Raw genomic sequence first — 10,805 nt, 5'->3', positions numbered from 1 at the left:
TGCGTCAGGAGCAGGCTGCCCGCGAGCCTAAGCTCGCCGAAAGCTGGTTGCGGGCGAGCAACGCGCTTGTGGATGCCATTGGCGAGGTGACCGCGCAGGTGGATGGCGCCATGACGCTGATCGATCCGCTGGTGGATCGGCTGCTGCAGGTCAAGCAATCCTCATGGCAGGCGCGCGACGCTGTCGGTCAGACGATTCTGCGCCAGTTCAGCTCCATGCTTGCGGGCCGCAGCTGGAGCGCCGCCGACGGACTGGATTTCGGCGATCTGCGTGGCCGGACGACGCAATCCTGGAAGGTCGTTCGCGATCTCAGCAGTAACGCCGGCTCGCCCGCGCTTCTGCAGGCTATCCGGGATGCGGAGTCCGTCGTGTCCGGACCGCTGAAGGAGGAACGCAACACCATTGCAACCCGTCTCATGCAGGGCGAGCCTGCCGGCGTTGACGGTCTCGACTACCGCAACCGGCAACTCGCCGGCGCCGACAAGATCGTGATGACGACGCAGTCCGCCCTCGGCGACATGATCGCGCGGGCCGAAGTAGTTGCAGCCCAAGCTCGCATGGGGCTGTTGCTCTATGGGCTGCTGCTGCCGGCATCGCTCGTTCTGACGTTGGGCGGCATGATGTTGATACGCTGGCGGGTGACCCAGCCGCTGACCGCCATCACCGCCGCTATGACCAGATTTGCCGATCGCGATTTCACCAGGCAGGTGCCGGGGCTTGATCGTAACGACGAGATCGGTCGCATCGCCGCTGCGCTGCAGGTCTTCAAGGACGCGATGATCAATGCCGAGCGGCTGTCCGGCGATCAGGCTGCCGAGCGCGCAGCAAAGGAGCGGCGCGCGGCAGATCTGGCCGAGTTGGTGGTGCAGTTCGAAAGCCGGGCCGGTCAGATGGTGCAGACGCTCGCCGACGCATCGCAGGCGTTGGAGACGACCGCGCGTTCGATGTCCGGCACCGCGAATGAAGCGCAGCAACAGGCCGGATCCGCCTCAACGCTCGCCGAGCAGGTCGGGGGCGGAGTGCAGACGGTAGCCGCTGCGGCCGAGGAGCTGAACGTTTCGATCCGCGAAATCAACCGCCAGGTCGAGCAGGCGACGCGAGCGACCGAACAGGCAGTACATACGGTCAAGCAGACCGACACCACCGTTCGGGCGCTGGCCGAAGGGGCGGACCGCATCGGCGAGGTAATCGGGCTTATCAGTTCCATCGCGGCTCAGACCAATCTCCTGGCCCTCAACGCAACGATCGAAGCCGCCCGGGCCGGCGAATCCGGCAGGGGATTTGCGGTGGTTGCAAGCGAAGTGAAGAATCTCGCCTCCCAAACCGCTAAAGCGACGGAGGAGATCAGCAACCAGATCACGGAGATCCAGCAGGCAACCCAAGGTGCGGTCGCCGCGATCGACGGCATCGTCAAGAGCATCGAAGAGGTTTCGAGCATCAACCGGACGATCAAATCGGCGGTGGAGGAGCAGAACAAGGCGACCGGGGAGATCGCGAGCACCGTGCAGCAGACGGCGGACGCGACGGCGACCGTGACGCGCAACATCGGTAATGTGAGTAGCGCGGCCAGCCAGACCGGCCGTTCCGCAGCCGGGGTGCTGAAGGCCGCGGCCAACCTGTCGGAGCAATCGACGTCACTGACGAGCGAAGTTGACAGCTTCATCAGCCGCGTGCGCCAGGTGGCGTAATCGACGAGGACAGGCGTTTCGGGCGACAGCGGACGCACGACTTCTCTGCGCCGCAGCCACGACAGGCTCCAGCGCAACAATGCTTGGCTGCTCTTCTAGAATCGAACTGCAAAGGAATTCACGCGAGCGGAACGAATTGCCCCGGCTGATTTCTCGGAAGCCCAGGCGCGGCTGCAAGGAAAGTCGCGGCTCGACTGGACTATCCGATGTCTCAATTGGGCCTGGACCGGAAGACCACAGCTGGACGATTACTGGAACAGGTAAGCCTGGACCGACGAACTTGGCCTTGGCGGAAGATCTAGCCGCGCCCACGATAGGGGGCGACGCCCTGATCCGGAATCCACAAGTCCTTCGGCACCCTGCCAGTCTGCCAGAACACGTCGATCGGAATACCGCCACGCGGATACCAATAGCCGCCGATGCGCAGCCATTTCGGTTTGATCTCCGCGGCGAACCGCTTGCCGATCATCACTGTGCAATCTTCGTGGAAGGCGCCGTGATTGCGGAAGCTGGCGAGGTAGAGCTTCAGCGACTTCGATTCCAGGAGCCACTGGCCGGGCGCGTAGTCGATCACCAGGTGCGCGAAATCCGGCTGGCCGGTGACCGGGCACAGCGAGGTGAATTCCGGGGCGGTGAAGCGCACCAGATAATCGGTGTCCTTTTGCGGGTTGGGCACGCGATCGAGTCGTGCTTCTTCCGGGCTCTTGGGCCATTCCACGGCGCGGCCGAGCTGCAGCGGTTCTTTCGCCATCAATCCTGTCCTATCGTCGGCTGACATGAACGCAAGCGGGGCCGGCGTCAACTATCGGCGCCGGGATGTTCGCGGGGGAGGTGAGGGAAACGGGTTCAGCTTGTCCTGATCAGGACCAGGCGGTCGTTGCCGGATTCGCAGCCCCAGACTTCGCCCGCCCTGCCGTCGAGCTGGCGCACATTGGCATTCGGCCGGTCGCTGGGGAAAACGTTGAACTTCTCGGTTGTGGGATCGAAACGTACGATCGCGTTGGCCGCGAAATCGGTCAGCCAGACCTTATCCTTGTCGTCGACGTAGACTGCATAGGCGTGCGGCTGATCGCCCGGCAGCTTCCAGGTCTTCCACGAACCGTCGGCGGGGTCGTGCACCGACACATGGCCGGTGTTCCACTCGCTGACCCAGATCCGGCCGCGCGAATCCGACCATACGCGCCGCGCGCCCTGATTGGCCGTGGGTGGCTGAACGACGGTGGCAGTGCCGGTCGCCAGGTCGATGCTGGCGATATGGCTGCCGGCGAGCGAGGCGTACCAGATGTCGCCTTTGGGCGTCACCGTGATGCCATATGGCCCGACGCCCTTCGGGGCCTTGAATACCGTCATGCTGCCGGACTTCGGCTCGAGCCTGCCATAGATGCCGGATTGTCCGGTGAACCAGTAGGTCGCGGCCTTGTCGAACACGCCGGTATTGAGGTTGGCGTTGGCGAATTTCTCCGGCAGGCGGAACAGTGTAACCTTGAGATCGGCCGGATCGACCCGCGCGATCGCGTTCTGTCCGGTCTCGGTGATCCAGGGGGCGCCGTCGGGTCCGATCGTTACTCCGTGGGGTGCCGCGCCCCGGCCGAGACTGACGGTCTTGAACGAGCCGTCGCGCGGATCGAGCTTGCCGAGCGCGCCCTTGCCCTGGCCGGTGAACCAGACTGTGCCGTCTGGGGCGGGCGTCACGTCATGCAGCCCAATGCCGGCGCTGACGGGATAGTATCTTGTCCGGAACGGACCCTCCTGCGCGAAGCTCGTGCGAAGCAGCGCCGGGGACACCAGGATGGCGGTGCTTGAAGCAAGAAACTGGCGGCGATTCATTGCGTTACCCCGATTGTCTCGGATTGAAGTTGGACGCACAGATCAACCGGAGCCGAGCATAATCCCGCGCTCTTGACCCGTCAGGCGAGGGCGGGCGGCAGAGCGTTCACATTTGCTTGCGCTCCGTGTAAGACGCCCCCGAACCGACCAGATCTAACGAACGGAAGCGCAAGACCATGACAGCTATTGTCGACATCATTGGCCGTGAAATTCTCGACAGCCGCGGCAATCCCACCGTCGAGGTCGATGTCATTCTGGAAGACGGCTCGATGGGCCGCGCGGCCGTGCCTTCGGGCGCCTCGACTGGTGCCCACGAGGCGGTCGAGCTGCGCGACGGTGACAAGGCCCGCTACCTCGGTAAGGGCGTGCAGAAGGCGGTCGACGCCGTCAACGGCGAGATCTTCGAAACCTTGAACGGTCTGGACGTCGAACAGCAGGTCCTGATCGACCAGAGCATGATCGATCTCGACGGCACGCCGAACAAGAGCCGGCTCGGCGCCAACGCCATTCTCGGCGTCTCGCTCGCCTGTGCCAAGGCAGCGGCGCAATCGTTCGACATGCCCCTCTATCGCTACGTCGGCGGCACCTCGGCGCGGACGCTGCCGGTGCCGATGATGAACATCGTCAATGGCGGCGTGCATGCCGACAATCCGATCGACTTCCAGGAATTCATGATCATGCCGGTCGGCGCGGCGACCTTCGCCGAAGGCTTGCGCTGCGGCTCGGAGATCTTCCACACGCTGCGCTCCGAACTGAAGAAGGCCGGTCACAACACCAATGTCGGCGACGAGGGCGGCTTCGCCCCGAACCTGCCGTCGGCGGATGCCGCGCTGGAGTTCGTCATGAGCGCGATCGGCAAGGCCGGCTACAAGGCAGGCAGCGACGTCATGCTGGCGCTCGATTGCGCGGCGACCGAGTTCTTCAAGGACGGCAAGTACGTGTATTCCGGCGAGAACAAGACCCGCTCGCGCTCCGAACAGGCCAAATACCTCGCCGATCTGGCCGCACGGTATCCTATTGTCTCGATCGAGGACGGCATGGCCGAGGACGACATGGATGGCTGGAAGGAGTTGACCGATCTGATCGGCAGCAAGTGCCAGCTCGTCGGCGACGATCTCTTCGTCACCAACGTCAAGCGTCTGTCCGAAGGCATCAAGGCCGGCCGCGCCAACTCGATCCTGGTCAAGGTCAACCAGATCGGCTCGCTGACCGAGACGCTCGCCGCCGTCGAGATGGCCTTCAAGGCGGGTTACACCGCCGTGATGTCGCACCGCTCGGGCGAGACGGAGGATTCCACCATCGCCGACCTGGCCGTCGCCACCAATTGCGGCCAGATCAAGACCGGCTCGCTCGCGCGCTCCGACCGCACCGCCAAGTACAATCAGCTGCTGCGCATCGAACAGGAACTCGGCAAGCAGGCCATATACGCAGGCAAGGCGGCGCTGAAGGCGCTGGCGTAATAGTCCCTTGTCTGCAGATAACAAGAAAATCGGGAGGATAGAATGAGCGATGCCGGGACCGGGCTGCAACTGCGTTCGCTGATCAAGGCGAGCGGCGAGCTTGAGATTTCGCTGGTGGAGGTGGCAACGCCCGAGCCGGGGCCGGACGAGGTGGTCGTCCGCGTCGAGGCGACGCCGATCAATCCCTCGGACCTCGGTCTCCTGCTCGGCGCCGCCGACCTGAAAACGGCCAAGGCATCGGGCAGCAAGGAACGTCCCGTCATCACGGCAAAGGTGCCGGAAGCTGGCATGCGGGCGATGGCCGGCCGGCTCGATCAGTCGATGCCGGTCGGCAACGAAGGCGCCGGCGTCGTCATCAAGACCGGATCGTCGGATGCCGCCAGGGCGCTGATGGGCAAGACCGTCGCCATGATCGGCGGCGCGATGTATGCGCAGTACCGCTGCCTCAAGATCAGAGAGTGTCTGCCGCTGCCCGACGGCACCTCACCGGCTGAAGGCGCATCCTGCTTCGTCAACCCGCTCACCGCGCTCGGCATGACCGAGACGATGCGGCGCGAAGGCCACAAGGCGCTGGTGCACACGGCCGCGGCCTCCAATCTCGGGCAGATGCTGAACAGGATCTGCCTGAAAGACGGCATTCCGCTCGTCAACATCGTCCGAAGCAAGGAGCAGGGAGACATCCTGCGCGGAATCGGCGCGAAATACGTCGTCGATTCCAGCGCGGCGACCTTCATGGACGACCTGACCACCGCGCTCACCGAGACCGGAGCTACGCTCGCCTTCGACGCCATCGGCGGCGGCAGGCTCGCAGGGCAAATCCTCACCTGCATGGAGGCGGCGATCAACCGGACGGCCAAGGAATACAGCCGTTATGGTTCGAACGTGCACAAGCAGGTCTATGTCTATGGCAGTCTCGACAACGGGCCGATCGAGCTGATCCGCGGGTTCGGCATGGCGTGGGGCGTCGGCGGCTGGCTGCTGTTTCCATTCCTGCAGAAGATCGGCCCTGCGGAAGCCGCCAGACTCCGGCAGCGCGTGGTCGACGAACTGAAGACGACGTTCGCCAGCCACTACACCAGGGTTGTGTCGCTGCAGGAGGCGCTCGACCCCGCCAACATCGCCGTCTACGCGAAACGTGCCACCGGCGAAAAATTCCTCATCAACCCAAACAAATCGGCATAGGCCAGCGACAACAGGCAGGCTTGCTTCAACCGAAGGCGTCGTCGCCAGGAGTAGGCTCGCCGGCAGAGCGAGACTGGTCCGTTCGCAAACGAATTTGTGAACGCAGCGTTTCCCGGAACGCATATTGATGCACTTGCATCTTTCTGTCCGTTCTGGCTTAACGGGCGCGCCGGTTTCACGCCTGGAGATTGCAATGCCCCTTCATATCGTCACAATCGTCGGCAGCCTGCGTAAGGAAAGCTTTTCGCTCAAGATCGCCAATGCCTTTGCCAGGCTGGCACCTAGCTCGCTGAAGCTCGAGATCTCGACGCTGCACGGCATCTCCTTCTTCAACCAGGACCTCGAAGCCACTCCGCCTGCCGACTGGCTGGCGTTCCGCGAAAAGCTGCAGAAGTCGAATGGGGTATTGTTCGTCACGCCCGAATACAATCGCTCGATCCCGGGCGTGTTGAAGAACGCCATCGACGTCGGCTCACGGCCCTACGGCAAAAGCTCGTTCAACGGCAAGCCCGTCGGGATCGTGTCCAATTCGCCGGGGCCGCTGGGCGGGGTCAGCGCGGCGAAGCATCTGCAGAACATCCTGCCCGGCATTTCCGGTCCCATCATGCAGCAGCCCGAGATCTACCTGAACGGCGTCGGCGATGCCTTCGATGCCGCCGGCAACCTCACGAAGGAGCCGATGCAGAAGGTGATGCAGCAATATATCGACGCCTTCGCCGCCTTCGTGGAAAGACACAACGGCTGAGGCCGGTGCACACCCTCATGGTGAGGAGGCGCAAGCGCCGTCTCGAACCATGAGGCCCAACACGGCCGCATCTTTCGAGACGCGCTCCTTCGGAGCGCTCCTCAAGATGAGGAGCAAGCACGCGATTAGCGGTCCATTAACCGCACCTGACCCATGCTCGGGCCATGGTCACCCGCGCACGTCTCAAGTCCATCCTGACCGGCCTTGCCCTCTACACGATGGCGGCGGCCATTGTCGGCTATTTCAGCGTCAATGCCTATACGGGCAAATATGGCTTGAATGCGCGGCAGGAACTCGATCAGGAGATTATTGCACTGACCGCCGAGCTGGCGCGGCTCAAGAAGGAGCGGGCCCAGGGCGAGCAGCGTGTTTCCTTGCTGCGTTCCCAGAGCGTCGATCCGGACATGCTGGATGAGCGCGCGCGCTACCAGCTCAACTATGTCCACCCGCACGATCTGGTTCGGATGAACAATCCGAACTAGGAAATTTCAAAAAGCTGCAATATCGATCTCAAAAATGTCGCTGGCGCTGCACTGCGGCAAAGCAGACGCTTGGCATTTCGACGCACTCCTTTCGCGGGCGTGTGAGTTGGGTTACAGAGGGTTACTATTTTCTCTCACCCGGAATTGCCATGGCCGCACCCAAGAAAGCCGTCGCGAAAGAAGTCGTGCAGGACAAGACCAACGGCAGCGCCCCTCCCGAATTCACAAGAGAGCAGGAACTCACGGCGCTTCGCGACATGCTCCTGATCCGGCGCTTCGAGGAGAAGGCGGGTCAGCTCTACGGCATGGGGGCGATCGGCGGCTTCTGTCATCTTTACATCGGCCAGGAAGCCGTGGTCGTCGGCATGCAGATGGCGCTGAAGGAAGGCGACCAGGTGATAACGGGCTACCGGGATCACGGGCACATGCTCGCTTGCGGGATGGACCCCAAGGGCGTGATGGCCGAGCTGACGGGACGCCGCGGCGGTTATTCCAAGGGCAAGGGCGGCTCCATGCACATGTTCAGCAAGGAGAAGAATTTTTTTGGCGGGCACGGCATCGTGGGCGCGCAGGTCTCGCTCGGCACGGGGCTCGCGTTCGCCAACCATTACCGCGGCAATGATTGCGTCAGCATCACCTATTTCGGCGACGGCGCCGCGAACCAGGGCCAGGTCTATGAGAGCTTCAACATGGCGGGGCTCTGGAAGCTGCCGGTGGTCTACGTCATCGAGAACAACCGTTACGCGATGGGCACCGCGGTGACGCGCGCGTCCGCGCAGTCCGACTTCTCCAAGCGAGGAGCCTCCTTCGACATCCCCGGCCGCCAGGTCGACGGCATGGACGTCCGTGCCGTGAACGCGGCGGGCGAAGAGGCGATCGCCTGGTGCCGTGCGGGCAAGGGGCCCTACATCCTGGAGATGCAGACCTACCGCTATCGCGGCCACTCGATGTCGGATCCGGCCAAGTATCGGACCCGCGAGGAGGTCGAGAAGGTCCGGCAGGATCAGGACCCGATCGAGCAGGTGCGCAACCGCCTGCTCGCGGGCAAGGTGAGCGAGCAGGAGCTGAAGGCGATCGATGCCGAGGTCCGTGAGATCGTCAATGCTGCGGCTGATTTCGCCCAAGCCGATCCGGAACCTGACGTCGCCGAGCTCTACACCGACGTCTATCGCTAAGCGCGCAAGCTTTCTTTCGGAGCCGATATGCCAATTCAAGTGCTGATGCCTGCGCTGTCGCCCACGATGGAGAAGGGCAACCTCGCCAAGTGGCTGAAGAAGGAGGGGGAGCCGGTCAAGTCGGGCGACGTCATCGCCGAGATCGAGACCGACAAGGCGACGATGGAGGTCGAGGCGACCGATGAGGGGACGCTCGGCCAGATCCTGATTCCGGAAGGCACCGCGGACGTCGCGGTCAACACCCCGATCGCGACCATCCTGGCCGACGGCGAAAGCGCCGCCGACCTCGCCAAGGTGGCAATGCCGGGACAACAGAAGAAGGCCGCCGAATCCGCCGCGCCCGCGCAAGCGAAGACCGAGGCCCCGGTCTCACCCGCCGCAGCAAAGGCGCCGGCGGCGCCGCAAGCCGTTGCCGAGCCCGATCCGGAAGTGCCGGAGGGGACCGAGATGGTCACCATGACCATCCGCGAGGCCTTGCGCGATGCCATGGCCGAGGAGATGCGCCGCGATCCCGACGTCTTCGTCATGGGCGAGGAGGTCGCCGAGTATCAGGGCGCCTACAAGGTGACGCAGGGCCTGTTGCAGGAGTTCGGCGCACGCCGGGTCATCGATACCCCGATCACCGAGCATGGCTTCGCCGGCATCGGTGTCGGCGCGGCGATGGCGGGCTTGAAGCCGATCATCGAATTCATGACGTTCAACTTCGCCATGCAGGCGATCGACCAGATCATCAACTCCGCGGCCAAGACGCTCTATATGTCCGGCGGGCAGATGGGCTGCTCGGTCGTGTTCCGCGGGCCCAACGGCGCCGCCGCGCGCGTCGCCGCCCAGCACAGCCAGGACTATTCGGCATGGTATGCGCACATTCCCGGCCTGAAGGTGGTCGCGCCGTATTCTGCCGCCGACGCCAAGGGGCTGCTCAAGGCCGCGATCCGCGATCGCAATCCGGTGATCTTCCTCGAGAACGAGGTCCTCTACGGCCACACCGGCGAGGTGCCGAAGCTCGATGACTACGTGATCCCGATCGGCAAGGCGCGCGTGGTGCGCAAGGGCAATCACGTGACCATCATTTCGTGGTCCAACGGCATGACCTATGCACTGAAGGCGGCCGATGAACTCGCCAAGGAAGGCATCGAGGCCGAGGTCATCGACCTGCGCACGCTGCGTCCGCTGGATACCGAGACCATCGTTGCCTCGGTGAAGAAGACAGGGCGAGCCGTCACGGTCGAGGAAGGCTGGCAGCAGAGCGGCGTCGGCGCCGAGATAGCGGCGCGGATTATGGAGCACGCTTTCGACTATCTCGACGCCCCGGTGGTGCGCGTGTCCGGCAAGGACGTACCGATGCCCTATGCCGCCAACCTGGAAAAGCTCGCATTGCCGTCGGCGGCCGAAGTGGTCGAGGCCGCCAAAGCCGTTTGCTACCGGTGATTCATGGCAGGTCCCAAGGAGCAGCCATTACCGCCTGATGTCATCGATCGCGAGGACGCAACCGAGGTGCTGCGCGTGTTCGTGCTCGATGGGGGGCTGTCGATGGCGTTTCAGCGCGCTTTCGAGGAGCCCGACATGTGGGGCCTGCTGCTCGTCGATCTCGCCCGCCACGCCGCGCGCGCCTATGCGCGAGAGAGCGAGTACACCGAGGAAGAGGCGCTGGAGCGCATCGTCGACATGTTCGAGGCCGAGCTTGAGCGCCCGACCGATCTCGGCACCACCGAGCCGCGGCGGAAGGGGCACTGACCGTGGCGATCGAACCTCATCATTACGATTTCATGCTGGAGGCCATCCGCGAGGCGGAGAACAGCATCGCGCAGGGCGGCCTGCCGATCGGCGCCGTGCTGACGCGCAACAGCAGGATCATCGCCCGCGGTCACAACCGCCGGGTTCAGGAGAAAAACGTCATCCTGCACGGCGAGATGTCCTGCCTGCGCGATGCCGGGCTGAGTTCGTTCCACGACACCGTAATGTACACGACGTTGTCGCCCTGCCCGATGTGCGCCGGCGCGCTCGGGTTGTTCAGGCTTTCGCTGGTCGTGATCGGCGAGTCCGTCACGTACCCGGGAAGCAAGGACATCCTGGACAAGTTCGGCATTCCCTACATCGACCTTGCCGACGAGCGATCGATCAACATGATGAAGTCATGGCGCGCCAATCCCGCCAACGAACGCCTGTGGCAGGGCGATATCGGTAATTGAAATCCGTCTCGTCGGCTTCCCGGGTATGGGGGCCGACGCCAAGAGAAGCTAACAAGA

The 10,805-nt window shown here is 63.6% G+C and carries 11 protein-coding genes; 9 read left to right on the top strand and 2 right to left on the bottom strand.

What is annotated here, in order from left to right; translation table 11 throughout:
• Nucleotides 1–1,688: methyl-accepting chemotaxis protein (locus HY852_RS15605; protein WP_291605667.1), on the top strand; the 1,688-nt coding region annotated here is incomplete at its 5' end.
• 298 nt (nt 1,689–1,986) lie between these two features.
• On the opposite strand, the gene queF is transcribed toward HY852_RS15605, so the two are convergent.
• Together queF and HY852_RS15595 are read right to left on the bottom strand one after the other, a co-directional pair.
• Complete coding sequence (queF, locus tag HY852_RS15600) at nt 1,987–2,439, bottom strand: preQ(1) synthase (RefSeq protein WP_291605666.1); 453 nt, start codon at nt 2,437–2,439, stop codon at nt 1,987–1,989.
• 95 nt (nt 2,440–2,534) lie between these two features.
• Nucleotides 2,535–3,515 carry a lyase gene (locus HY852_RS15595; protein WP_291605665.1) on the bottom strand — a complete coding sequence of 327 codons (981 nt, stop codon included), beginning with the start codon at nt 3,513–3,515 and terminating at the stop codon, nt 2,535–2,537.
• A gap of 176 nt (nt 3,516–3,691) precedes the next feature.
• Between HY852_RS15595 and eno the strand changes: the two genes are divergently transcribed.
• From eno to HY852_RS15555, 8 genes are all read left to right on the top strand, one after another.
• Complete coding sequence (gene eno, locus HY852_RS15590) at nt 3,692–4,975, top strand: phosphopyruvate hydratase (RefSeq protein WP_291605664.1); 1,284 nt, start codon at nt 3,692–3,694, stop codon at nt 4,973–4,975.
• A 42-nt stretch (nt 4,976–5,017) separates the two neighbouring features.
• The gene (locus tag HY852_RS15585; protein WP_291605663.1) at nt 5,018–6,157 is read left to right on the top strand and encodes a zinc-binding dehydrogenase; all 1,140 of its coding nucleotides are present in this window, start codon (nt 5,018–5,020) and stop codon (nt 6,155–6,157) included.
• Between the two features lie 193 nt (nt 6,158–6,350).
• Nucleotides 6,351–6,902, top strand: a complete 552-nt coding sequence (locus tag HY852_RS15580) for an NADPH-dependent FMN reductase (protein WP_291605662.1) — start codon at nt 6,351–6,353, stop codon at nt 6,900–6,902.
• A gap of 164 nt (nt 6,903–7,066) precedes the next feature.
• Nucleotides 7,067–7,384: a septum formation initiator family protein gene (locus tag HY852_RS15575; protein ID WP_291605661.1), complete on the top strand. Its 318-nt coding sequence runs from the start codon at nt 7,067–7,069 to the stop codon at nt 7,382–7,384.
• A 149-nt stretch (nt 7,385–7,533) separates the two neighbouring features.
• Nucleotides 7,534–8,559 (top strand): pyruvate dehydrogenase (acetyl-transferring) E1 component subunit alpha, encoded by a 1,026-nt coding sequence (gene pdhA / locus HY852_RS15570; protein WP_291605660.1) that lies wholly within the window; start codon nt 7,534–7,536, stop codon nt 8,557–8,559.
• Between the two features lie 27 nt (nt 8,560–8,586).
• Complete coding sequence (locus HY852_RS15565; protein WP_291605659.1) at nt 8,587–9,987, top strand: pyruvate dehydrogenase complex E1 component subunit beta; 1,401 nt, start codon at nt 8,587–8,589, stop codon at nt 9,985–9,987.
• Between the two features lie 3 nt (nt 9,988–9,990).
• Nucleotides 9,991–10,293, top strand: a complete 303-nt coding sequence (locus tag HY852_RS15560) for a DUF5076 domain-containing protein (protein WP_291605658.1) — start codon at nt 9,991–9,993, stop codon at nt 10,291–10,293.
• Nucleotides 10,294–10,295: 2 nt separating this feature from the next.
• Complete coding sequence (locus tag HY852_RS15555; RefSeq protein WP_291605657.1) at nt 10,296–10,748, top strand: nucleoside deaminase; 453 nt, start codon at nt 10,296–10,298, stop codon at nt 10,746–10,748.
• Nucleotides 10,749–10,805: the final 57 nt, after the last annotated feature.

This window comes from Bradyrhizobium sp. (genome assembly GCF_016213215.1).
GTDB lineage: Bacteria > Pseudomonadota > Alphaproteobacteria > Rhizobiales > Xanthobacteraceae > Bradyrhizobium.
The sequence above is the reverse complement of the archived record's forward strand: the minus strand, read 5'-3'. Positions and strand labels throughout refer to the sequence as shown.